Origin of the sequence: Acidovorax sp. GW101-3H11, assembly GCF_001633105.1 — a bacterium.
Classification (GTDB): Bacteria; Pseudomonadota; Gammaproteobacteria; order Burkholderiales; family Burkholderiaceae_C; genus Acidovorax.
The window spans coordinates 53,116-74,033 of sequence record NZ_LUKZ01000033.1; the positions used below are offsets into that span (position 1 = coordinate 53,116).

Consider the following 20,918-nt stretch of genomic DNA (forward strand, 5'->3'; position numbering starts at 1 on the left):
ATGACCACCACCCCCATGACCGCGACCTTGCCCCCTTCCACCCCGGCCACCCCCGCGCTGGCCGCACTGGACCGCAGCGACAGCGACGTGGTGCTGATCGTGGACGACGTGCCCGACAACCTGGCCGTGCTGCACGACGCGCTCGATGAATCGGGCTACACCGTGCTGGTGGCCATGCACGGCGAAGCCGCGCTGCAGCGTGCCGCGCAGGCGCTGCCTGACATTGTTCTGCTCGACGCCATGATGCCCGGCATGGACGGCTTTGAAGTCGCCCGGCGCCTCAAGGCATCGCCCACCACCGCGCACATTCCCATCATCTTCATGACCGGCCTCACCGAAACCGAGCACCTCGTGGCCGCGCTGGAAGCGGGCGGCGTGGACTATGTCACCAAGCCCATCAAGCCGCGCGAGGTGATGGCGCGCATGGGCGTGCACCTGGGTGCCGCGCGCAAGGCCCGGCAGGATGCGCGCCAGGCCCGCGAGGCGCGCAATGCGCTCGATGCCTTCGGCTACGCCAGCATCACCGTGCGCGCGGTGGACGGCCGCATCGTGTGGCAGACCCCGCTCGCGCGCGAGCTGCTGCAAAGCTATTTTTGCGAGGTAGGCCCCGATGGCGCCCCCACCGCCTTTGGCCAGTGGGCGCCCGAGCCCGTGCAGGCCTGGCTGCGCCGCCACGTGCTGGCCGACAACGCCGCCGAGCTGCTGGCCGCATCGCTGGCCGAGCCGCCGCGCCTGGCGGTGGAGCAGGGCGCCCGTCGGCTCACCTTCCGCCTGCACCAGCAGGCGGGCGACAGCGCGGGCGGCGGCGACTGGCTCATCGTGATGCGCGAGGTGTCGGACGCCAAGATCATCGAATCCATGAGCCTGTCCTTCAAGCTCACCGCGCGTGAGGCCGAGGTGCTGTACTGGGTGGTCAAGGGCAAGATCAACCGCGACATCGGCGACATCCTGGGCGCCAGCCCCGCCACGGTGAAGAAGCACCTGGAGCGGGTGTTTGCCAAGCTGGGTGTGGAAACGCGCACGGCGGCGGCGGCGATGGCCATGAACCGCATCCGCCAGCTGCACCCGCAGTTTGAGGGATGAGAAGGTTTTTGGCCTTCTGCGCGCGCTGGTAAAGGGTTTTTAGCTATCTATTTTGAATAGATAGCGCCCCTGGCGCGGGCGCTTCTTGCTTCTTACATCCCCAGCGACTTGAGCAGCGCGTCGGTATCATCCTGCCCGGCAGGTGGTGGCGCGGGCACCGGGGGGCCTTCCTGCGACTGGGCCATCAGGGCGTCGGGGTCGGGGGCTTCCTGGGCTTCGAAGTCGTAGAGCTTGATGAACTCGGTGCGGTCAATCGCCAGTTCCAGGTAGAAGATGTTGTTGTTGGCAGTGTAGAAGGTCACGCGCCGGGCCTCGGGCTTGTCCAGGTTGGCGTCTACGCTGAGCTGCACCTGCTTGTTCAGCACCAGCATCTTGGGCTGGTTCTGGGTGATGTGGGTCTGCAGCTCGCGCCGCACCTTGCCGGTGAAGTCGCCCACCACCTGGTTCATCAGCTCGCCCATCACGTTGCTGACTTCGTCCGAGGTGTAGGAGCTGACCAGGTCGTCCTTGGACATGCCCATGTTCAGCAGGTAGTTGGCATACAGCTCCATGGCCGCCTGGCCGCTGAAGTTGATGATCACCAGGCCCGAGAAGCCGCCGTCGAACAGCACAAAACAGCCGATTTCGGGCCGCAGGCAGGTCTTGCTGATGCGCTGCACCATGCCGGAGTAGTGGATCTGGCTGTGGGTGGCCACGCCCAGCACCCGGGTAACGGAGTTGCACAGACTGATCAAGAGGTCTTCGGTGCTGTAGACGGAGGGTTTTTCGGGGGTGCTCATGGTGGGGTGTGGCTGTCAGCCAGAAAACGACTTGTTGCACAGCATAGGCGATGACGCCCCCGGAAACCAGAGTGTTGGCCCTGCCGTGGCGCGCGCTGCCACCCGGTGCGGGGGGAGCACAACGCCAATTGACTTTCGACCCGGCTTGGGTATCGTGCTTTCCATCCAACAACAGAGAGGAGAGGGGCGCCTGATGGGCAACGTCTATTCCTATGGCCTGACCGATTTCCAGGCGATTGCCACCGGGGCGGCCGTGCTGGCCAGTGGCGGTGGCGGCAGCTACCACGACGCCTGCGCCATCGTGCAGCAGCTGGCAGACCAGGGCTACACCGGCACGGTGCAGGTGCAGGACTACGACGGTGCCACCAACGCCTGCGTGCTGGCCATCATGGGCTCGCCCGACGCGGCCGACAACCTCACTCTCACGGCGGTGCAGAACTCCATCAGCAACACCGTGGCCGTGATGCAGGCGTACACCGGCATGCAGCCGGGCGCCTTCATCCCGGTGGAGATCGGGCCCATCAATTCGCTGGTGCCGCTGATCGGCGCGGCCATGTCGGGCGGCAGCATCTGGGTGGTCAATGGCGACGGCGCGGGCCGTGCCGTGCCCGAACTGCCCCAGACCACCTTCACCGCCCCCGCCGGGCCAGCGCCCAGCCCCGCCGTGCTGGCCAGCGATGCGCCCACGCTCGTCGCGGCGGAATATGCGGTGCTGGGCTCCGCCACGGCGTCGGGCATCGAGTCGCTGGCGGGTGGGGTGGTGGGTGGTTTTGGCGGGTATTCGGGCATTGCGATGTGGCCCTCCAACGCTGGCAACCAGTTTGCGTTGTCAGGCAGCTACATCCCGGGCACGCTGGAGCAGGCGCGCCAGCTGGGCCTGCAGCTCTTGCAGGCCGTCACGCCGCTGAGCACCCAGGCGGTGGCGGCGGGCATTGAGGAGATCACCGGCCGCGCCGCGCGTGCCGTGGTCAGCAACTTCTATATCACCTCGGTCACGCAGTCCACCTCCAGTGCGTCACTGGATTCGGGCATCATCCGGCTGGACAATGCGCCGGACCCGGCCCAGAGCACCGAAACGCACTACCTCTACAACCTCAACGAGAACCTGATCATGTATTCGGCGGCGAGCACCACCCCCGACATCATTGCGCCCGACTCGATCTGCTATTACTCCGAGAGCACGGGGCGCGGGTTCTCGAACGCCAGCGACGACCTGGCCCAGTATTTCGATGCCACCACGGGCCGCAGCACCGGCAACATGGTGAGCGTGATTGCGGTGCAGACCGCCCCCCAGCTCTACAACACCCCGGGCGTAGTGGCGTCGTTTGCGGCGCTGTTGCGCAACATTGGCTACGCAGGTGGCATGCCCCCGGCCTGAACCTGGGGCGAAGACGAAAACCCGAAGCCTGGCGCCTGGCGCAAGATATCTGAACGAAACGGAACGCTGTGAACAATGGCCACGGGTATGGGTGAAGTAGACCTGAACAAGGAGCGGCTGGAACTGGCCCTGGAGGCTGCCGGGCTGGACCTGTGGGAGAACGATCTCATCACCGGCAACGTCACGCGCAAGGCCACCAAGACCTTCGAGGAGCTGGGGTTCACCGAGGAGGAAATCGTCTCGGGCGTGCAGGACATCTACGGCCTGTTCCACCCCGACGACATCGACACCGTGCGCCAGGCGGTGGCCGACCACCTGACGGGCGTCACGCCGCAATACCGCTGCGAGTTCCGGCTGCGCTCCAAAAGCGGCGAGTGGGTCTGGTTTGCCAACTATGGCCGCATCATGGACGGCCACAGCGATACGCCGGGCAAACGCCTGATCGGGGTCACCTTCAACATCCACGACCGCAAGTGCCGCGAGACCGAGATCGCGCAGATCAACCAGCAGCTCACCGAACAGAACCGGCTGCTGCAGCAGCTCAACACCGCGCTGGAGCGGCTGGCCGCCAACGACTCGCTCACCGGCCTGTCCAACCGCCGCACACTGATGGAGATGGGTGCCAAGGAGTACAAGCGCACCGAGCGCTTTGGCCACCCGCTGTCGCTGCTGGTGGTGGACATCGACCTGTTCAAGGCGGTCAACGACGTCTTTGGCCACCTCGCGGGCGACCGCGTGATCTGTGCCGTGGCCCAGGCCTGTGCCGTGCGCAAGCGCAACGGTGTGGACATCGTGGCGCGGTTTGGTGGCGAGGAGTTTGTCATCGTGCTGCCGGAGACCGACGGCCCGAGCGCACTGCGCGTGGCAGAAACGCTGCGCCAGGACGTCGAGGCGCTGCGCGTGGCGGTGGGCGATGCGGGGCAGGATGTGGCGGTCACCGTCAGCATCGGGGTGGCCACCCTGCACAAGGGCTCGGGGCTCGACTTTGAAGAGCTGGTGAACCGTGCCGACAAGGCGCTCTATCAGGCCAAGGGCACGGGGCGCAACGCTGTGTACGTCGCTGATGCGCAGACCGATGGCGGCAGCATGGCTGCACCGACGCAGCTGGACCTGGGCGGCGGGATCTAGAGAAGATTTCTAGCCTTGGCGCGGTGCCTGGGCCGCCTGGTGGATGGCCGCGCGGATGCGCGGGTAGGTGCCGCAGCGGCAGGCGTTGCCCGACATCGCGGCGTCAATCTCTGCATCGCTGGGTTTGGCGGTTTTCTTGAGCAGCGCGCAGGCCGACATGAGCTGCCCGCTCTGGCAGTAGCCACACTGCGCCACGTCCACCGCCGTCCACGCGGCGCGCAGGGCGGTGGCTTCGGGGCCCTGCAGGCCCTCGATGGTGGTCACGTCGGCATCACCCACGGCCGCCAGCGGCGTGATGCAGGCGCGCACGGGCTCGCCGTTCAGGTGCACGGTGCAGGCGCCGCACAGCGCCATGCCGCAGCCAAACTTGGTGCCGTTCATGTGCAGCTCGCCACGCAGCACCCACAGCAGTGGGGTGTCGGGTTCGGCGGCGACGGAGACGGCTTTGCCGTTGATGCGCAGGGTGGTGGACATTGGGGGTTCCTCGAATCGGGTCAGGCAAGTTTGAGCGGCAGGGCGCGCAGGCGCTGGCCGGTCAGGGCAAACAGCGCGTTGGCCACCGCCGGCGCAATGGGCGGCACGCCGGGCTCGCCCACGCCTTCGGGGGGCTCGGCGCTGGCGATGATGTGTGTCTCCACGCGCGGGCAGTCGGCCATGCGCAGCAGCGGCACATCGTGAAAATTGCTCTGCTGCACCTGCCCGTTCTCGAAAGTGACCTCGCCATACAGCGCCGCCGTGAGGCCGAACACCACGGCGCTTTCCATCTGCTGCGCGATCAGGTTGGGGTTGATGGCCGCGCCGCAGTCGATCACGCACACCACGCGGTGCACGCGGATGGCCTTGTCGGCGCCCACCGACACCTCGGCCACCTGCGCCACGATGGAGCCAAACGACTGGTGCAGCGCCACGCCGCGCGCCCGCTGCACGCCCAACGCATCGGGCGGCAGGGGCTGCCCCCAGCCCGCCAGCTCGGCCGCCTTTTGCAGCACCTTCAGGTGGCGCGGGTGTTTTTGCAGCAGCGCGGCGCGGAAGGCCACCGGGTCTTTCTTGGCCGCGTGGGCCGCCTCGTCCACAAAACTTTCCTTGAAGAATGCCTGGTGTGAATGCCCCACCGAGCGCCAGAAGCCCACGGGCAGCGGCAGGTCGATGATCTCGTGCGCAATGCGCGCGTGAGGCCATTCGTAGGGCTGGTCAAACGCGCCTTCCGATGCAGTCTTGTCCGGCCCCGCGCCGGGCAGCCCGAAGGTGCGCGCCAGCACCTGCGGCACGATGGCCTGGCCCACCGACAGGTTGTGCCACGCCACCAGCTGCCCCTGCGCATCAAAGCCCGCCTTGAAGCGCGCCATGCAGGCGGGGCGATAGAAGTCGTGCTGCGTGTCCTGCTCGCGGCTCCACAGCGTCTGCACGGGGGCACCGCCTGCGGCCTGGGCAATCGCGGCGGCCTGGGCGACATAGTCCACCTCCAGCCGCCGACCGAAGCCGCCACCCAGCAGCAGCTGGTGCACGGTCACTTTTTCTTCGTCCATGCCCAGCGCCTTGGCTGCGGCCATGCGCGCCAGGCCTGGCACCTGGGTCGATGTCCACACCTGGGCGCCGCCGTCCTTGACCTGCACCGTGCAGTTGATGGGCTCCAGCGCCGCGTGCGCCAGGTAGGGCGCGCGGTAGTCGGCGGTGATGCTGGTGGCCGCGCCCTGCATGGCCTGGTCCACATCGCCCGCGCTGTGGTAGCCAAAGCCCTTGGTTTCGTCCAGCGCCTGCGTCAGGCGTGCCATCACGGTGTCGCTCGACAGTGTGGCGGCGGGGCCGTGGTCCCATTCCACGGTGACGGCAGCGGCCGCCTTCTTGGCGTGCCAGGGCGTGTCGGCAATCACGGCCACACCGCCCGTGCCGCCGTGGTAGGGCGCCACGGCCAGCACCTGCTTCACGCCCGGCAGCTTTTGCGCGGCGGCCGCGTCAAACCGGGCCACCTTGCCGCCCCGGGTGGGGCACATCACCACGCTGGCGTGTTGCAGGCCGGGCGGGTTCGCATCAATGCCGAACACGGCACTGCCGTCGAGCTTGCTGGGCGCCTCTATGCGCGTGAGGGGCTTGCCGATCAGCTTGAACTGAGCAGGTTCTTTGAGGACGACCTTGCCCGGCATGGGCTGCTGCGCGGCCAGCGCGGCCAGTTCGCCAAAGGTGGCGCGCCGGCCTGCGGCATGCTCCACCCAGCCCGCGTTGGCCGTGCACTCTGCGGCCTGCACCTTCCACTGCGCAGCGGCAGCGCGGACCAGCATGGCGCGCGCATGCGCCCCGGCTTCGCGCATGGGCAGCCACAGGTCCTTGATGCTGCTCGACCCGCCCGTCATCATCACGCCCACCTCGCGCATGGTCTTGGCCGTGAGCCAGCCTGCCACGGCTTTCATCGAGCCGTCGTTGTCGGGGTGAAAGGGCAGGCCGTCCACCACGGTGGCCAGGTTGTTGTAGATGTCGTCGATGGGCGCCATCGCCAGCCGCACCTGGGCCCAGTCGGCGTCCAGCTCCTCGGCCAGGATCGCGGCCAGGCCGGTGTGCGTGCCCTGGCCCATTTCAGACTTGGCCATCATCACCGTCACGGTGTTGTCGGTGCCCACCTTGAGCCAGCCGTTGAGCGCGGCCTGGCCCGGCGTGGCGGGCAGCGGGTCTGCGGGGTGCAGGCGCTGGCGCGGGGGCATCACGCCCCAGCCAATCACCAGCGCGCCCGCTGTTGCGGCGCCGCCAAGCAGCACTGTGCGTCGTTTCACCATGGGTCGGGTCCTTTGTGGCTGAGCGTGGGGCCGTGGCCGCCATCGTAGGCGGGGCGGGCATTTCCCCCACGGCGCTGTGGTTGCTGAAGATTTTGACTATTTTTGGCCGTTACCGCGCATTGGGTATGCCCTAATAGCTATTAAATGCATAGCGTTTCGCCTACCCGACACAGGCGTTGCTTGCAGGCTGCACATTGCTGTGGGGGTGCCCGCGCGTACGCCACCCGGCGTATTTCCCAAGCAGGCCCTGCTCTCCAGAATCCATTCCATCGCACTACACAGCCCACGGGAATCCACCGGGGGCCAGGGCGAGGCGGTTTGAACCCTTACCTACCGGAGAAGCACACATGCAACGTCGTTATTCCCTCAAGGCCCTCGCGGCTGTCGCTACGCTCGCTGGCCTGTCTGCGCTGCCAGCCCATGCGCAGGAGACCATCAAGGTCGGCATCCTGCACAGCCTGTCGGGCACCATGGCCATCTCCGAGACCGTCTTGAAAGACACCGTGCTCATGGCGATCGACGAGATCAACGCCAAGGGCGGCGTGCTGGGCAAGAAGCTCGAACCCGTGGTGGTGGACCCGGCCTCCAACTGGCCCCTGTTTGCCGAAAAGACCAAGCAGCTGCTGGGCCAGGACAAGGTTTCGGTCATCTTCGGCTGCTGGACCTCGGTGTCGCGCAAATCGGTGCTGCCCGTCGTGGAAGAAATGAACGGCCTGCTGTTCTACCCCGTGCAGTACGAAGGTGAAGAACTCTCCAAGAACGTGTTCTACACCGGCGCAGCGCCCAACCAGCAGGCCATCCCTGCGGTGGACTACCTGATGAGCAAGGACGGCGGCAGCGCCAAGCGCTGGGTGCTGCTGGGCACCGACTACGTGTACCCCCGCACCACCAACAAGATCCTGCGCGCCTACCTCAAGAGCAAGGGCGTGAAGGATTCGGACATCGACGAGAAGTACACCCCCTTCGGCCACTCTGACTACCAGACCATCGTCGCCGACATCAAGAAGTTCAGCCAGGGCGGCAAGACGGCCGTGGTGTCCACCATCAACGGCGACTCCAACGTGCCCTTCTACAAGGAACTGGGCAACGCAGGCCTGAAGGCCAAGGATGTGCCGGTTGTCGCGTTCAGCGTGGGCGAAGAGGAACTGCGCGGCGTGGACACGAAACCGCTGGTGGGCCACCTCGCCGCCTGGAACTATTTCCAGTCCATCAAGAGCCCTGAGAACACCGCTTTCATGAAGAAGTGGGCGGACTACGCCAAGGCCAAGAACATCGCTGGCCACAAGGACAAGCCGCTCACCAACGACCCGATGGAAGCCACCTACATCGGCATCAACATGTGGAAGCAAGCGGTTGAAAAGGCCAAGAGCACCGACGTGGACAAGGTGATTGCCGCCATGGCCGGCCAGACCTTCAAGGCACCGTCGGGCATCGTGAGCAAGATGGACGAGAAGAACCACCACCTGCACAAGAGCGTGTTCATCGGCGAGATCAAGGCCGACGGCCAGTTCAACGTGGTGTGGAAGACGCCCGGCCCCGTCAAGGCCAAGCCATGGTCCCCCTACATCGAAGGCAACGACAAGAAGAAAGACGAGCCCGAAAAGAAGTAAGCACCTGCAGTGTGCCCAAGAGGGGAGGGCGCCTGTGTGAGCCCTCCCTTTTTCTTTGACACCCGCCTGCCACAGAGAGCAGGCCGAACGGAATTCTTCTTATGTTGCGATGTTTTCTGGCCATGCGCTGGTGCCTGGTCAGCCTGCTGTGCCTGGCGGGCAGCGCCCACGCCCTCACTGCCGAGCAGGCCCTGGCCATGGCCACGGGCGAGACCGACGACCGCGTGGCGGCCGTGCAGCAGGCCGTGGTCGAGCCCAGTGATCGGGTCGCTGCCTTTTTGCAGGCCCTGGCCGACGACGCAGTGCGCGTGGCGGGCGGCAAGGCACTGATCGTGAAGGGCGACAAGGGCATCGACCCCGTGACGGGTGCAGAGGTGCCTGTGCCCGCCGACGCCGAAGACATCATCAACAACAACCGCATGCGCGGCGAGATCGACACGGCCCTGGCGGGCCTGGCGCTGTTTGGCAAGGACGAAACCCAGCGCATGGCAGCCGCCAAGGCGCTGACCAAGGAGCCTGATGCAGGCCGCCTGCCCTTGCTCGACAAGGCGCTGGCGCAGGAGACCAGCGACAAGATCAAGACCCAGCTGGAGTTGGCGCGCGCCGCTACCTTGCTGGGCAGCGACGATGCCGCGCAGCGCATCGCCGCCGCGCAAGCGCTGTCGGCCAGTGCCACGCCCGACACGCGGCTGCTGCTCAACGAGCGCGCCACGGTCGAAGAAGACGCCAAGGTCAAGGCCGCACTGCAAGCCGCGCTCAAAGCCATCGACGGCCAGCTCGCCTGGGGCGAACGCCTGGGCGCTGCGTTCTCGGGCATCAGCCTGGGCTCCATCCTGCTGCTGGTGGCGTTGGGCCTGGCCATCACCTACGGCCTCATGGGCGTGATCAACATGGCCCATGGCGAGCTGATGATGATCGGCGCCTACGCCACCTACGTGGTGCAAGGCATCTTCCAAAAGTATTTTCCAGGCGCGTTTGACTGGTACCTGGTCGCCGCGCTGCCGCTGGCGTTTGGCGCATCCGCCGCCGTGGGCGCGGTGCTGGAGCGCGGCGTGCTGCGCTTTCTGTATGGCCGCCCGCTGGAGACACTGCTTGCCACCTGGGGCATCAGCCTGGTGCTGATGCAGCTGGTGCGCACCATCTTCGGCGCGCAGAACGTGGGCGTGGAAAACCCCGCGTGGATGAGCGGCGGTGTGCAGGTGCTCTCCAACCTCACGCTGCCCTACAACCGCCTGGTCATCATCGGCTTTGCCATCGCGGTGCTGCTGGGCATGGGCTACCTGATTGCGCGCACCCGCCTGGGCCTGTTCGTGCGTGGTGTGACGCAAAACCGCCCCATCGCCTCGTGCATGGGCGTGAACACCGCCCGCATCGACACCATGGCCTTTGCACTGGGCTCGGGCATTGCAGGCCTGGCCGGTTGCGCGCTGAGCCAGGTGGGCAATGTGGGGCCGGACCTGGGCCAGAGCTACATCGTCGATGCCTTCATGGTGGTGGTACTGGGCGGTGTGGGCCAGCTGGCGGGCACGGTGTATGCCGCGCTGGGCCTGGGCATCCTGAACAAGTTCCTCGAAGGCTGGGCGGGCGCAGTGCTGGCCAAGATTGCGGTGCTGGTGTTCATCATCATCTTCATCCAGAAGCGGCCCCAGGGCATCTTCGCGGTCAAAGGGCGTACGGCCGACTGAAGCACCAGAGACGACAGATCATGACTACGCCAACCTCTCCCAACATCCAACTGCCCGCACCCGCGCCGCTGCTCACGCGCGGCGGCTGGTCGGCCTTCATCGTGGCGCTCATCGTGGTGTGCGCCGTGGCCCCTGTGCTCAACCTGTGGGTGCCCGCAGGCAGCATGTTCCACCTCAGCGACTACGCCGTGGCGCTGCTCGGCAAGATCATGTGCTACGCCATCTGTGCGCTGGCCATGGACCTGATCTGGGGCTACACCGGCATCCTGAGCCTGGGCCATGGACTGTTTTTTGCGCTGGGCGGCTACGTGATGGGCATGTACCTCATGCGCCAGATCGGCCGCGACGGCAACTACAAAAGCGACCTGCCGGACTTCATGGTGTTCCTGGACTGGAAGGAGCTGCCCTGGCACTGGGCGCTGTCCGACAGCTTCATCGCCACGCTGATCCTCATCGTGGCCGTGCCGGGTGTCATCGCGTTTGTGTTCGGCTACTTTGCCTTCCGCTCGCGCATCAAGGGCGTGTACTTCTCCATCATCACGCAGGCCATGACCTATGCGGCCATGCTGCTGTTCTTCCGCAACGAAACCGGCTTTGGCGGCAACAACGGGTTTACCGACTTCAAGCGCATCCTGGGCACGCCCATTGCCACGCAGAACATGCGCATGCTGCTGTTTGTGATGACCGGGCTGGCTTTGCTGGGCTTCTTCCTGCTGGCGCGCTGGCTGGTGCGCAGCAAGTTTGGTCGTGTGCTGCAGGCTGTGCGCGATGCCGAGAGCCGCGTCATGTTCTCGGGCTACTCGCCGCTGCCCTACAAGCTCACCATCTGGACCATCAGCGCCATGATGTGCGGCGTGGCGGGGGCGTTGTATGTGCCCCAGGTCGGCATCATCAACCCCGGCGAGATGAGTGCCGCCAACTCCATCGAAATCGCCGTGTGGGCGGCCGTGGGCGGCCGCGCCACGCTGATCGGGCCCATCGTGGGCGCGTTCATTGTCAATGGCGCCAAGAGCTGGCTCACGGTGACGGCGCCGGAGTTCTGGCTGTACTTCCTGGGTGCGCTGTTCATTGCCGTCACGCTGTTCTTGCCCAACGGCGTGGTGGGCCTGGTCAAGAAGTTGAAAGATGGCAACAACAACAAAAAGGGAGCTGCGCAATGACGCCCGATCTGATGGAAGAAGGCGCGCGGCGGTTGCAGAAGACGCTGGCGCCCGCTGTGCTGGGCCAGACCGAATCCGGCGGCCGCGCTGCAGGGTTTTCGCGCATCGCCGTGCCCGGCGAGGTGGATGTGACCCATGGCCGCATCCTGTACCTGGAAGACGTGCATGTGAGTTTTGACGGCTTCAAGGCCATCAATGGCCTGAGCCTGGACATTGCGCCCGGCGAGTTGCGCTGCATCATCGGCCCGAATGGCGCGGGCAAGACGACGATGATGGACATCATCACCGGTAAGACGCGGCCGGACAAAGGCACGGTGTTTTTTGGCTCGACGATTGACCTGCTGCGCCACAACGAGCCTGAGATTGCCAGCCTGGGCATCGGCCGCAAGTTCCAGAAGCCCACGGTGTTCGAGCAGCTCAGCGTGTTTGAGAACCTGGAGCTGGCGTTGAAGACGCACAAGGGCGTGAAGTCGAGCATGTTCTTCCGCCTTGATTCCGCGCAGTCGGACCGCCTGGCCGAGATCCTGCACACCATCCACCTGGCCGACAGCGTCATGCGCCAGTCGGGCAATCTGAGCCATGGGCAAAAGCAATGGCTGGAGATCGGGATGTTGCTGATGCAGGACCCGAAGCTGTTGTTGCTGGATGAGCCAGTGGCGGGGATGACGGACGAAGAAACCGCCCGCACGGCGGAGCTGTTTCTCACGCTCAAGGGCAAACATTCGCTCATGGTGGTGGAGCACGACATGGGCTTTATCCGCACGATTTCGGAGAAGGTGACGGTGTTGTGTGATGGCTCGGTGTTGGCGGAGGGAACGCTGGACCAGGTGCAGGCGGATGAGCGGGTGATTGAGGTTTATCTGGGGCGGTGATGGTGGTGTCTCCCTCGGTTCCTGTCGAGTGGCTTGGTGCTCTTGAACCGTTCGGGCTGAGCTTGTCGAAGCCTGGGCGCTGCCTCGGAGCCGTTCGGGCTGAGCCTGTCGAAGCTGGGGTGTGCTGGTTTGGAAGGCGTGCTGGGGTTGAGGGCGGGAGCCGGGTTGTCGCCCCGGCAGGCGACTCACTTTCTTTTGCTTCGCCAAAAGAAAGTAAGCAAAGAAAAGGCGACCCCCAGTCTGCGACCCCTGCGCTGCGCTACGGGGCAAACCNTTTGGAAGGCGTGCTGGGGTTGAGGGCGGGAGCCGGGTTGTCGCCCCGGCAGGCGACTCACTTTCTTTTGCTTCGCCAAAAGAAAGTAAGCAAAGAAAAGGCGACCCCCAGTCTGCGACCCCTGCGCTGCGCTACGGGGCAAACCTGCGTCGGGGCGATTGCGGGGTGCGCCGTGGAACTCGCTTTGCGCTGCGCGCGCCGCTCGGACAACCACGGCGAGTCAGTTCACGAAGCATGGGCGCTTCGACGCCCATGCCACCCCACAACCGCCCCGCCGCAGGCGCAGCCAGCAGGGGGTGGACAGCCGAACATCCGCACGGGCCATCGCTTTGCTCGGCCCCGCCTGCGCAGCGCGTGGCGCTTGCGCCCGTGAGATGGGGCCAAGCGCAGCGATGGCCCGTGTGGATGTCCGATTCGCGGGTCCCCTTCACGATGCGCCGAGGAGCGCAGGGCGTGGGGCGGCACGGGCGTCGGAGCGCCCGTGCTTCGTGCTCTGACTCGCCGTGGTTGTCCGAGCGGCGCGCGCAGCGCAAAGCGAGTTCCACGGCGCGCCCCACGCCTGAGCACCGCAGGTTGCCCGCAGCGAAGCGAAGGGACGCAGCGTGCAGGGTCGCCTTTTCTTTGGTGACTTTCTTTTGGCGAAGCAAAAGAAAGCCACTGCGCCGCCGGGCGCACACCCCGGCCTCCGCCCTGAACCCAAGCATGCTTGTCAAACCAGCACGCCAAGGCTTCGACAAGCTCAGCCCGAACGGGCGGATGTTGCACCCAGCTTCGACAAGCTCAACCCGAACGGTTGGGTTGTGTGCCTCGGCTTCGACAGGCTCAGCCCGAACGAACAGCAAGCGCCACAGCATCGCAACGCCCTTTCCTGCGATGGTAAAAAACGCTCTCAAATCAATAGCTAAAACCGCTTGCTAGACAGGCGCAAACGGCCAAAAAATCTCAAAAATCCACCATGCTCACCGTCCAAAACATCAACCAGTACTACGGCGGCTCCCACATCCTGCGCGACGTGAGCCTCACCGCCACCCCCGGCAAAGTCACCGTTCTGCTCGGCCGCAACGGCGTGGGCAAAACGACGCTGCTCAAAAGCCTTATGGGCCTCGTGCCCATCAAAAGCGGCAGCATCCAGTTCGACGGCAAAGCCATTGACAAAGCCACCCCCTACGACCGCGCCCGCGCAGGCATCGGCTTCGTCCCCCAAGGCCGCGAAATCTTCGGCCGCCTCACCGTGGAAGAAAACCTGCGCATGGGCCTGGCCTACAAAAGCGGCTCCACGCCCGTGCCGCCGCACCTGTACGAACTCTTCCCCGTGCTCAAGCAAATGCTCAAGCGCCGGGGTGGCGACCTGTCGGGCGGACAACAGCAGCAACTGGCCATCGCCCGCGCCCTGGCCCCCGGCCCGCGTTTGCTGATCCTCGACGAGCCCACCGAAGGCATCCAGCCCAGCATCATCAAAGACATCGGCCGCGTGATCCGCATGCTGGCCGACAAGGGCGAGATGGCCATCCTGCTGTGCGAGCAGTACTACGACTTCGCAGAGGAACTGGCCGACGAATACCTGGTGATGGAGCGTGGCGAGGTCATCGCACGCGGCCCGGGCAGCGAGATGGAAGCCAAGGGCATTCGCAACCTCGTGGCCATCTGACGGCTCAAGGGCGTTGCGCCGCAGCGGTGGCAAGGGCCGGACTGCGCCACCGCGACACGCTCTCCATGATCAGCACCGTGCACACCATCCACGTTCCACCCAGCAGCCACCCGGCCAGCACGTCGCTGGCGTAGTGCACCTGCAGCACCACGCGGCTCCAGCCGGTGGTGAAGATCAGCGCACCGGCCAGCATCGCGGCGGGCAGGTGCCACCCGCGCGGCAGCAACCGCGTGGCCAGGTAGGCCAGCATGGCATAGGCCACCATCGACGCGCTGCTGTGCCCGCTGGGAAAGCTGTAGCCGCTGGCCTCGGCAATACCGTGCGTGTGCTCGGGCCGCACGCGCGCGAAGAGGTTTTTCAGCACCTTGGTGAGCGCGCCATTGCCCGCCATGGCCACCAGCCAGCCCATGGCCAGCAGGCGGTGCTGGTGCCACCACAGGGCGGCGGCCACGGCCAGCGCCAGGGCCGCCAGCACCCAGGTGTCGCCCAGGTGGGTGAGGGTGGCAAACACCTGCAGCACGGTGGTGTCGGCCTGTGCGCGCAGGCTCGCGGCAATGGTGTCGTCCAGCACGCCCCAGGGGCCCTGGGTGCGGCCGCTCTCGGCCAGTTCGGCCATCGTGGCGCCCGCCAGCACCAGCACGCAGGCCGAGGCGGCCATGGCCACCAGCATGAGGGTGGGGGCCTGCGCAGGAAAGAAGCGGTTCAGTGGCGGCCCCGCGTGGTGGCGCAGGGCGCGCAGGCCTGTTAGCGCGGCGGCGCCCAGCAGCGCCAGGGCCAGCATGCCCGCCAGCCACCAGCCCACAGGGTGCTGCGCCAGCAGGGCGCCCAGCTCGGATGCGGTGGGGGTCGTAGATGCGGCGGCAGGGGCGGTCATCGTCATGGTGCGGGGTGGTCCTTTCACTTTCGGTTTCCAAGGTCTTGCAGATGCAGTTGCCTGCACCACCATGGAAAGAAGCCGCAGGTTGTACCGAAGTTCCCAGCATCCCGCGCCGTGGTGGGTGTATTGCGAGCACCGTGGGTGTATGTGTCGGCGCAGGCTGACACGGCAAGGGCGCTGCGACCGGCTGCGGGCGCCGTGCCCGGCTGCGACCATGGGCGACCCTGCGGCTCCGCCCCTTCGTGGCGTGGGGTTGCTCTTGTTTGTTGCAGAGTTTTTGCATGACCCCTTCCGACCACCCCCATCCTCCAAAGCCCGGTGGCCCCATTCACCTGGTGGTGCCCAAGCGGCCCGGGGCCGACCTGGACCTGCTGCGCGCCAAGCTCGAGGGCGTGGCGGCATTGCGGGCGCACGACGTGGTGTGGCATGTGCCCCACCAGCGCGGCGACATCGTGCAACTGGCGCGCGCCGCTGCCGAAGCCGCACGCACCAGCGGCGGCCTGGTGGTGGCCGCAGGCGGCGATGGCACCATCAACGCCGTGGCGGCGGCCGCGCTGCATGCGGGCGTGCCCATGGGGGTGGTGCCCATGGGCACCTTCAACTACTTCAGCCGCGAGCATGGCCTGGCGCTGGACCCGGAGCAGGCGGTGCAAGACCTGTTGCAGGCGCTGCACGCGGGGGACATGCGCCCCGTGCAGGTGGGCCATGTCAACCGCCGCATGTTCATCGTCAACGCCAGCGTGGGCCTGTACCCCAAGCTGCTGGCCGAGCGTGAGCGGGCCTCCAAGCGGTTTGGCCGCTCGCGCTGGGTGGCGGTGGCATCGGCGGTGTGGAGCCTGTTCCGCCCCGCAGCAGGCCGGCGCTGGCGCGTGGTGATGAGCACCCACCACGGCGCCGAGGTGCGGCACGAGGAGCACCTGGTCACGACCCTGTTTGTGGGCAACAACCCGCTGCAGCTGGACCGCATGGGCCTGCCGCAGGCCCAGCAGGTGGCCGATGGCGGGCACCTGGCGGTGGTGATGCTCAAGCCCCAGAACCGCTGGGCCACGGCCCGCACGGTGTGGAACGCCGCCACCGGCCAGCTGGACAAGGACGATGCCGTGACCAGCATTGCCTGCACCGAACTGACCGTGGCCCCGGCCAGCTGGCGCCCGCCACAGGTCAAGGTGGCGTTTGATGGCGAGCGCGAGTGGATGGCGCCGCCGCTGCACTTTCGTGTGGGCACACGCCCGCTGTGGCTGGTGGCGCCGTCGCCGCTGGTGCGCGATGATGCGGCGCAGCCTTCACTGGCGGCGGCAGTGGCCGAAACTGGCGCACCGCCCGCCCCCGGACTGATACCCGCCTGACCACCCACCGCCATGCCCGCCTTGATGCACCTGTCCGACCTGCACTTCGGGGCGCACGACCCCGAGGTGTGCGCCGCCGCGCAGCGCCTGGCACAGCGGCTGGGCGTGGCCCTGGCCGTGGTGTCGGGCGACCTCACTCAGCGCGCCACCGCCAGCCAGTTTGCCCAGGCCGCGCGGTTTGTGCAGGGCCTGCATGCGCGCAGCAGCCTGGTGCTGGCAGGCAACCACGATGTGCCGCTGTTTGCCTGGTGGTTGCGCTGGGGCCGCGCGTACGAGCGGTTTGCCGAGCAGTTTGGCGTGGACCAGGAGCCTGTGCGGCAGATGGGCCCCTTCTATGTGGTGGGCGTGAACACCACGCGCGCCTGGCGGCACGAGCGGGGCAGCCTGTCGTCAGCGCAAATCGATCATGTGGCGGCCCTGCTGGCGCGCGCCCCACCCGACGCGTGGCGCATCGTGGCCAGCCACCACCCCCTGGTGGCGCGCGATGCCAACGACCGCGCCCACCGCCCGCACCGTGCCGACGAGGCCCTGCAGCGCTGGCGCACCGCCGGTGCGCAGATGCTGCTGTCGGGCCATGTGCACGAGCCCGGTGTGCTGCAGCCCCTGCCCGGCCTGTGGGCCAGCCGCGCGGGCACGGCGGTGTCGCGCCGCCTGCGGCACGGTTGCCCCAACAGCCTGGTGGTGCTGCGCGAAGAAGTGTCGGGCGAGTCGCCCAGCCAGCGCCTGCGGGTGGTCGAGCGCTGGGACTACGACAGCACCATCGGAGAGTTCGCCTGTGTGCAGCGCCAGCCTGTGATGCCCGGTTGAATGCCCGGTTGAAGCGGTCTTCCGTGCTGCCACCCAAAAAAAGGGCACCCGAAGGTGCCCTGAAACTTGGAGACAACCGTTGTGCGTTGTGATGTGGGCCCGTTCACACCTTCTTAGAACCGGTGGCGCACCCCCACCGCAAAGCCGGTGCCCTGTGCGCTGACCACTGAGGGTGGTGCTGGCAGCGTGCGGGTCTGGGTGCTGTCGCGCATCACCATGGCATACAGGTCCGTGCGCTTGGACAGGAAGTAGTCATACCCCAGTGTGAACACCTTGCGCTCCACATTGCCACCCGCCACCGTGGCGGGCACGGGGCCCACGGTGTCGCTGGTGCGGCGCACTGCGTAGCCCGCCAGCACCCGGCCTGCGCCCACGGGCACGGCGGCGCTCACATCCCACACGCGGTATGCCACGTTGAGCGGCGCAGCGGCCGTGCCCCGGTTGTCGATGCGGCCCAGGTGGGCAAACAGCTTGACCACCTCGAAGTCGTACGACGCCGCCAGCTGCCAGGCGCGCGTGTCGTTGGGCGAGGTGCCGTCGGCAAAGGTCCCGGGGTTCTTCTTCACGCTCTGCCACGCCAGCGATGCGGCCCAGGGGCCTTGGGCATAGGCCAGCCGGGCCGCGCTGTTGCCGCCGCCCTGGCCTTCTGAAAGCGCGTGTGCCACCGAGGCATTGAAGCCCGCGACGGTGGGGCTGTCATACACCACCGAGTTGGCCCAGCCGGTGCCACCGCTGAGCGGGCTGGCGATGAAGGTCACCAGGTTCAGTGGCCCCAGCACGGTGGAGTCGCCAAACGCGTTGGAGGTGATGGAGTTCAGGAACAGCAACGACGTGACATTGCCCAGCCGCACGCGGCCCCAATCGCGGTGCGACACGCCCACCCAGGCGGCGCGCGAGAACACGGGGTCGGCCCCCACATTCACCGGTGCCGGCAGTGCGTCGCTGCGGCCGGTGGCGCCGGAGTCGTTGCGCACAAAGGATGACAGCTCAAACTGTGCCGACAGCCCGCCGCCCAGGTCTTCGGTGCCACGCAGGCCCCAGTGGCTGGTGGACATGCCGCCACCGTCCAGTTTGGTCACGGCGCGGTCTTGCGCATTGATGCCTGCAGCGGGGCCCGCAAAGCGGCCCACGGCGGCATCGACCAGGCCATACAGCTGCAGGCTGGGGCCCGGTGCGGGCTGGGCCTGCGCGGCGAGTGTGGTGGCAGACAGGGCGGCGGCGGTGCCCAGAGCGCGTGTCCAGCGTTTGCGGGCGAGCGAGCGTGAAGATTTTGGGGCGAGGGAGGTGCGGGGTTTCATGGTGTCTTTCGATGGGTGAGGGCAAGTGAAGGGCGAACCGGCCCACGGCGCAGCCAGGGCTGTTCCGAAAACGCAGTTCAACGGGGGGAAGGCGTCAGCGCGTTGTGTGCGCCGGGGGCATGGCGGCTAGGGCGCGCCGGTCTGCCGCGCCGACGCCTGGGGTGGGGCGGCGGCGCAGGGCCCCAGCCACCGGGGGTGGCGGTGGGCGGGGGCCAGAAAAATGGGCGTGGCTGTGCCTGGCATGCGGCGCTCGTGCGGCAGTGCTGTGGTGGGAGCGGGGGATGTCAGCGGCGGGGCGTCAGTGCACCGCGCCTTCACAGGCGCCACGCATGCCTTGCGCAATAAAACGCACCAGCAGTGGCCCCGCTGCAGCCTCGTCGCCGGGCTGGTTCTGGCCGTAAGACAGGCGCTCGATGCGCTGGTCGTTCACATGGTGCAGCAGCGCGCCCAGCGCAAACTGGTAACACCACGCGGCCTGGCTGCGCGTGGCCTGGGGCAGGGCAGCGGCAATCGCGTCGATGAACGCATGGGCCAGTGGGTCGAACAGCTCGCGGATGATGGGCTCGTCTTCTTCCAGGTGGTCGTTCATGCCACGCGACAGCAGGCGCAGAAAGTGGTGGCCTGCGGGCTGGCGGGCGACTTCGAGCACCGGCAGCACAAAGGCTTTCACGATCTCTTCCAGCAACTGTCCGGGCGGTGCAGCCGTTTGCGCCTGGGCCAGCGACTGCAGCCGCACGTCGATGTAGCCCGCATGTGCGCGGAAGATGGCGTGGTACAGCGAGAGCTTGGGGCCGTAGTAGTAGCCCACCAGCGCCAGCGGCACACCGGCTTCGTCCGCAATGTCGCGGATCGACACGCCATGAAAACCGCGCGTGGCAAACAGCCGCTCGGCCGCCTGCAGGATGTTGGCCTGGCGATTGGGGGCCAGCGCTTCTTCGCTGTTGGCGCTGCGGGCGGCAGCACGCTTGCGCGCCGGGGCTTTCGCGACAGGGACGGCGGCCACGGTGGCCGCAGTCTGGGGGGTGGATCGGGATTTGGGCATAGGCTGGTTTATACAGTTGTATAAATTTATTGAACACTCGTACAAACCCCAGTTCATTTGAAATTTGTACGTTCGTATAATTTTTTCATACCGCCCGCTGCAAGCCTGGTCGCACCAGGCTGGCGGGGCTTCGCTGCAACCACCATCCAATCCCACAGGAGACAGACACCATGATCACCCGCCGCCGCTTCACCCAGCTTTCTGCCGCCCTGCTGCCCGCCCTGGGCAGTGCCCCTGCCGCCTGGGCGCAGGCTGGCAAGGACGCCCTGCCCGACATGGCGCGCATCATCTCGGGCTTTCCGGCTGGGGGCACGGCCGATGCGCTGGCGCGCCGTGTGGCCGACCGCATGCGCGGCCACTACGCAGCATCCTTGGTGGTAGACAACAAGCCCGGCGCAGGCGGGCAGATCGGCGTCCTCAACCTGCGCGACAGTCCGGCCGATGGCACCAGCCTGCTCGTCACGCCGTCGTCCATGCTGTCCATCTACCCCTACACCTACCCCAAGCTGCGCTACACGCTGGACGACGTGGCGCCCGTGTCGCTGGGCGCCATGTTCGACCACGGCCTGGCCGTGGGCCCTGGCGTGCCCGAGAGCGTGCGCACGCTGGCCGACCTGCTGGACTGGATGCGCGCCAACCCCGGCAGCGCCAACTACGGCAGCCCCGGCGCGGGCTCCATGCCGCACATGGTGGGCGTGCTGCTGGGCCAGTTCAGCAAGATAGACATGCGCCACATTGCCTACCGGGGCACGGTGCCCGGCATGCAAGACCTGCTGGGCGGGCAGATCCCTGCGTTCTGGGGGCCGATTGGCGACTACCTGCAGCATGGCAAGGGCGGCAAGCTGCGCGTGCTGGCCATTGCGGGCAGCAAGCGCTCGCCGTTTCTGCCGCAGGTGCCCACGCTGACGGAGCTGGGCTACCCGCTCAAGGTCAGCGAGTGGTACGGCTTCTTCCTGCCCGGCAAGGCCACGCCCGAGACCATCAAGCGCGCATCCGATGCCCTGCAGGCCGCATTGAGCCAGCCCGAGGTGGTGGAGTACGGCAAGCAGTACGGCCTGGAGGTCAAGCCCTCCACCGCCGCGCAGCTGGCGCAGATGCTCAAGGCCGATGCCGACCAGTGGCGCGGCCTCATCAAGCAGACCGGCTTCACGGCCGAATCCTGATCG

The 20,918-nt window shown here is 66.8% G+C and carries 18 protein-coding genes; 12 read left to right on the plus strand and 6 right to left on the minus strand.

Features of this window, described 5'->3' with window-relative positions; genetic code table 11:
- Positions 1-15 precede the first annotated feature (15 nt).
- Positions 16-1,083, plus strand: coding sequence for a response regulator (locus A1D30_RS23035; protein ID WP_063463104.1), 1,068 nt, complete (start codon positions 16-18; stop codon positions 1,081-1,083).
- 92 nt (positions 1,084-1,175) lie between these two features.
- On the opposite strand, the gene A1D30_RS23040 is transcribed toward A1D30_RS23035, so the two are convergent.
- Positions 1,176-1,862: a DUF3334 family protein gene (locus A1D30_RS23040; protein ID WP_063463065.1), complete on the minus strand. Its 687-nt coding sequence runs from the start codon at positions 1,860-1,862 to the stop codon at positions 1,176-1,178.
- Between the two features lie 193 nt (positions 1,863-2,055).
- Here A1D30_RS23040 and A1D30_RS23045 point away from each other — a divergent pair, with 193 nt between their 5' ends.
- Both A1D30_RS23045 and A1D30_RS23050 read left to right on the plus strand, forming a co-directional pair.
- Complete coding sequence (locus A1D30_RS23045) at positions 2,056-3,240, plus strand: DUF917 family protein (RefSeq protein ID WP_063463066.1); 1,185 nt, start codon at positions 2,056-2,058, stop codon at positions 3,238-3,240.
- Between the two features lie 87 nt (positions 3,241-3,327).
- On the plus strand, positions 3,328-4,368 hold the full coding sequence (locus A1D30_RS23050; RefSeq protein ID WP_063463067.1) for a sensor domain-containing diguanylate cyclase: 1,041 nt from the start codon (positions 3,328-3,330) through the stop codon (positions 4,366-4,368).
- A 9-nt stretch (positions 4,369-4,377) separates the two neighbouring features.
- On the opposite strand, the gene A1D30_RS23055 is transcribed toward A1D30_RS23050, so the two are convergent.
- Both A1D30_RS23055 and A1D30_RS23060 read right to left on the minus strand, forming a co-directional pair.
- Positions 4,378-4,842 carry a (2Fe-2S)-binding protein gene (locus tag A1D30_RS23055; RefSeq protein WP_063463068.1) on the minus strand — a complete coding sequence of 155 codons (465 nt, stop codon included), beginning with the start codon at positions 4,840-4,842 and terminating at the stop codon, positions 4,378-4,380.
- A 20-nt stretch (positions 4,843-4,862) separates the two neighbouring features.
- Positions 4,863-7,133, minus strand: a complete 2,271-nt coding sequence (locus tag A1D30_RS23060) for a xanthine dehydrogenase family protein molybdopterin-binding subunit (RefSeq protein WP_063463069.1) — start codon at positions 7,131-7,133, stop codon at positions 4,863-4,865.
- Positions 7,134-7,480: 347 nt separating this feature from the next.
- Here A1D30_RS23060 and urtA point away from each other — a divergent pair, with 347 nt between their 5' ends.
- The 6 genes from urtA to urtE all read left to right on the plus strand — a co-directional run bounded on the left by urtA (position 7,481) and on the right by urtE (position 14,382).
- Positions 7,481-8,743 (plus strand): urea ABC transporter substrate-binding protein, encoded by a 1,263-nt coding sequence (gene urtA / locus A1D30_RS23065; RefSeq protein ID WP_063463070.1) that lies wholly within the window; start codon positions 7,481-7,483, stop codon positions 8,741-8,743.
- Positions 8,744-8,844: 101 nt separating this feature from the next.
- Complete coding sequence (gene urtB, locus A1D30_RS23070; protein ID WP_063463071.1) at positions 8,845-10,428, plus strand: urea ABC transporter permease subunit UrtB; 1,584 nt, start codon at positions 8,845-8,847, stop codon at positions 10,426-10,428.
- Positions 10,429-10,448: 20 nt separating this feature from the next.
- Complete coding sequence (urtC, locus tag A1D30_RS23075) at positions 10,449-11,588, plus strand: urea ABC transporter permease subunit UrtC (RefSeq protein ID WP_063463072.1); 1,140 nt, start codon at positions 10,449-10,451, stop codon at positions 11,586-11,588.
- Positions 11,585-12,460, plus strand: coding sequence for an urea ABC transporter ATP-binding protein UrtD (gene urtD, locus A1D30_RS23080; protein ID WP_063463073.1), 876 nt, complete (start codon positions 11,585-11,587; stop codon positions 12,458-12,460). Before urtC ends, urtD begins: the two co-directional genes overlap by 4 nt.
- 876 nt (positions 12,461-13,336) lie before the next feature.
- Positions 13,337-13,639: a hypothetical protein gene (locus A1D30_RS25935; protein ID WP_157891353.1), complete on the plus strand. Its 303-nt coding sequence runs from the start codon at positions 13,337-13,339 to the stop codon at positions 13,637-13,639.
- A 50-nt stretch (positions 13,640-13,689) separates the two neighbouring features.
- Positions 13,690-14,382, plus strand: a complete 693-nt coding sequence (gene urtE / locus A1D30_RS23085; protein WP_063463074.1) for an urea ABC transporter ATP-binding subunit UrtE — start codon at positions 13,690-13,692, stop codon at positions 14,380-14,382.
- 4 nt (positions 14,383-14,386) lie between these two features.
- Here urtE and A1D30_RS23090 read toward each other — a convergent pair whose 3' ends face one another.
- A complete protein-coding gene (locus A1D30_RS23090; protein WP_109791015.1) occupies positions 14,387-15,262 on the minus strand; it encodes a phosphatase PAP2 family protein in 876 nt (291 codons plus the stop codon).
- 278 nt (positions 15,263-15,540) lie between these two features.
- Here A1D30_RS23090 and A1D30_RS23095 point away from each other — a divergent pair, with 278 nt between their 5' ends.
- A complete protein-coding gene (locus A1D30_RS23095) occupies positions 15,541-16,605 on the plus strand; it encodes a diacylglycerol kinase family protein (protein ID WP_063463075.1) in 1,065 nt (354 codons plus the stop codon).
- Between the two features lie 12 nt (positions 16,606-16,617).
- Positions 16,618-17,412 carry a metallophosphoesterase gene (locus A1D30_RS23100; RefSeq protein ID WP_063463076.1) on the plus strand — a complete coding sequence of 265 codons (795 nt, stop codon included), beginning with the start codon at positions 16,618-16,620 and terminating at the stop codon, positions 17,410-17,412.
- 113 nt (positions 17,413-17,525) lie between these two features.
- Here the strand turns inward: A1D30_RS23100 and A1D30_RS23105 are convergent, their stop codons facing one another.
- Both A1D30_RS23105 and A1D30_RS23110 read right to left on the minus strand, forming a co-directional pair.
- Positions 17,526-18,710, minus strand: coding sequence for a porin (locus A1D30_RS23105; protein WP_063463077.1), 1,185 nt, complete (start codon positions 18,708-18,710; stop codon positions 17,526-17,528).
- A 298-nt stretch (positions 18,711-19,008) separates the two neighbouring features.
- Positions 19,009-19,752: a TetR/AcrR family transcriptional regulator gene (locus tag A1D30_RS23110; protein WP_082836594.1), complete on the minus strand. Its 744-nt coding sequence runs from the start codon at positions 19,750-19,752 to the stop codon at positions 19,009-19,011.
- 170 nt (positions 19,753-19,922) lie between these two features.
- Here A1D30_RS23110 and A1D30_RS23115 point away from each other — a divergent pair, with 170 nt between their 5' ends.
- Positions 19,923-20,915: a tripartite tricarboxylate transporter substrate-binding protein gene (locus A1D30_RS23115; RefSeq protein WP_063463078.1), complete on the plus strand. Its 993-nt coding sequence runs from the start codon at positions 19,923-19,925 to the stop codon at positions 20,913-20,915.
- The last annotated feature ends 3 nt before the right edge of the window (positions 20,916-20,918 follow it).

Excerpts from the sequence above, each read along its gene's own strand:
- urtD (WP_063463073.1), top strand. The coding sequence starts at position 11,585 with ATGACGCCCGATCTGATGGAAGAAGGCGCGCGGCGGTTGCAGAAGACG.
- A1D30_RS23035 (WP_063463104.1), top strand. The coding sequence starts at position 16 with ATGACCGCGACCTTGCCCCCTTCCACCCCGGCCACCCCCGCGCTGGCC.
- A1D30_RS23045 (WP_063463066.1), top strand. The coding sequence starts at position 2,056 with ATGGGCAACGTCTATTCCTATGGCCTGACCGATTTCCAGGCGATTGCC.
- A1D30_RS23105 (WP_063463077.1), bottom strand. The coding sequence starts at position 18,710 with ATGAAACCCCGCACCTCCCTCGCCCCAAAATCTTCACGCTCGCTCGCC.
- A1D30_RS23060 (WP_063463069.1), bottom strand. The coding sequence starts at position 7,133 with ATGGTGAAACGACGCACAGTGCTGCTTGGCGGCGCCGCAACAGCGGGC.
- A1D30_RS23100 (WP_063463076.1), top strand. The coding sequence starts at position 16,618 with ATGCCCGCCTTGATGCACCTGTCCGACCTGCACTTCGGGGCGCACGAC.
- A1D30_RS23055 (WP_063463068.1), bottom strand. The coding sequence starts at position 4,842 with ATGTCCACCACCCTGCGCATCAACGGCAAAGCCGTCTCCGTCGCCGCC.
- A1D30_RS23090 (WP_109791015.1), bottom strand. The coding sequence starts at position 15,262 with ATGACGATGACCGCCCCTGCCGCCGCATCTACGACCCCCACCGCATCC.
- A1D30_RS23115 (WP_063463078.1), top strand. The coding sequence starts at position 19,923 with ATGATCACCCGCCGCCGCTTCACCCAGCTTTCTGCCGCCCTGCTGCCC.
- A1D30_RS23095 (WP_063463075.1), top strand. The coding sequence starts at position 15,541 with ATGACCCCTTCCGACCACCCCCATCCTCCAAAGCCCGGTGGCCCCATT.
- urtE (WP_063463074.1), top strand. The coding sequence starts at position 13,690 with ATGCTCACCGTCCAAAACATCAACCAGTACTACGGCGGCTCCCACATC.
- A1D30_RS23050 (WP_063463067.1), top strand. The coding sequence starts at position 3,328 with ATGGGTGAAGTAGACCTGAACAAGGAGCGGCTGGAACTGGCCCTGGAG.
- urtB (WP_063463071.1), top strand. The coding sequence starts at position 8,845 with ATGTTGCGATGTTTTCTGGCCATGCGCTGGTGCCTGGTCAGCCTGCTG.
- urtC (WP_063463072.1), top strand. The coding sequence starts at position 10,449 with ATGACTACGCCAACCTCTCCCAACATCCAACTGCCCGCACCCGCGCCG.
- A1D30_RS23110 (WP_082836594.1), bottom strand. The coding sequence starts at position 19,752 with ATGCCCAAATCCCGATCCACCCCCCAGACTGCGGCCACCGTGGCCGCC.
- urtA (WP_063463070.1), top strand. The coding sequence starts at position 7,481 with ATGCAACGTCGTTATTCCCTCAAGGCCCTCGCGGCTGTCGCTACGCTC.
- A1D30_RS23040 (WP_063463065.1), bottom strand. The coding sequence starts at position 1,862 with ATGAGCACCCCCGAAAAACCCTCCGTCTACAGCACCGAAGACCTCTTG.